This window comes from Streptomyces celluloflavus (assembly GCA_000720995.1).
GTDB lineage: Bacteria > Actinomycetota > Actinomycetes > Streptomycetales > Streptomycetaceae > Streptomyces > Streptomyces celluloflavus.
The window spans coordinates 1-1,316 of sequence record JOEL01000122.1; the positions used below are offsets into that span (position 1 = coordinate 1).

1 protein-coding gene is annotated in these 1,316 nt (G+C 68.0%); it reads left to right on the top strand.

Annotated elements, in window-relative coordinates; translation table 11 throughout:
* The first annotated feature begins 139 nt into the window (after positions 1-139).
* Positions 140-1,276 (top strand): IS30 family transposase, encoded by a 1,137-nt coding sequence (locus tag IH09_RS36120; RefSeq protein WP_190233519.1) that lies wholly within the window; start codon positions 140-142, stop codon positions 1,274-1,276.
* Positions 1,277-1,316 lie beyond the last annotated feature (40 nt).

Below are 1,316 nucleotides of genomic sequence, written 5' to 3' on the forward strand. Positions count from 1 at the left end.
TCTTAGGTTCTAGTGGTCGTCGCAACACCCCAGTTCAGGGGATGCGATGGACTTTCAGATCCGGAGGGTTCGAAGCCCTCAGGGGCCGAAGAAGCTCTCTGCGGAGCGGGCTGCATACTTCGAGCTCATGCAGCAAGGCATGAGTAACAGGGATGCGTGCCGGATCGTCGGGATCAACCCGAAGACCGGCAGGCGCTGGCGCAATGGCCGCAGGCTGTCCGGCCGCTCGAAGGCGGCACCACCGGTTCGTCCGGTGGTGCCGCCTTCCGCCGCGTCGCCGTCCCGGTACCTCCATGAGGACGAGCGGATCTATATCGCCGACCGGCTGCGGGAGAAAGCAACGGTCAGGGCCATCGCCGCCGAGCTGGGCCGCAGTCCGTCCACCATCAGCCGGGAGATCCGCCGCAACCGCACCCCGGGCCGGGGCAGCCAGTGGCACTACCGGCCTTATGCCGCCCAGGCCCGCGCGGACGGCCGCCGTCCCCGCCCCAAGCCGCGCAAGATCAGCCAGAACCGGGAACTCCGGGACTTCGTGCAGGCCGGCCTGGACCAGCGGTGGAGCCCGGAACAGATCTGCCAGGCTCTGCGGAAGACCTTCCCCGACCGGCCGGAGATGCACGTGGTCCACGAGACCGTCTACCAGGCCCTCTACGTCCAGGGTCGCGGTGAACTACGCCGCGAAGTGGCTCGCGCCTTGCGCAGTGGACGCGCCCGCCGCAAGCCCCGGCATCAGGCCAACTGCCGTCAGCCGCGCTTCAAGGACCCGATGGTCATGATCAGCGACCGGCCCGCCGAGGCAGAAGACCGAGCCGTGCCCGGCCACTGGGAAGGCGACCTGATCATCGGCAAGGACAGCGCCTCAGCGATCGGCACCCTCGTCGAACGCGCCACCCGCTACGTGATACTCCTGCACCTGCCCGACGGCCGCAGCGCCGAGGACGTCCGCGACGCGCTGGTCACCACCGTGCAGACCCTGCCCAGTCACCTGGCCCGCTCGCTGACCTGGGACCAGGGTTCCGAGATGGCCGCACACCTCTCGTTCACCGTCGCCACCGATGTCCCGGTCTACTTCTGTGATCCGGCCAGCCCCTGGCAGCGCGGCTCGAACGAGAACACCAACGGCCTGCTGCGGCAGTACTTCCCCAAAGGCACCGACTTGTCCGCCCACACCCGCGAACACCTCGCCCAGGTTGCCGCCGAACTCAACGGCCGCCCACGCAAAACGCTCGGCTGGCAAACCCCAGCCGAGCGCCTGCATAAACTGCTCGCGACCTGATCAACACAACCACGTGTTGCGACGACCCCTAGAAACCGCC

Bases quoted from the DNA above. Each gene is read 5' to 3' on its own strand.
- IH09_RS36120 (WP_190233519.1), top strand. From the start codon at position 140: ATGAGTAACAGGGATGCGTGCCGGATCGTCGGGATCAACCCGAAGACC.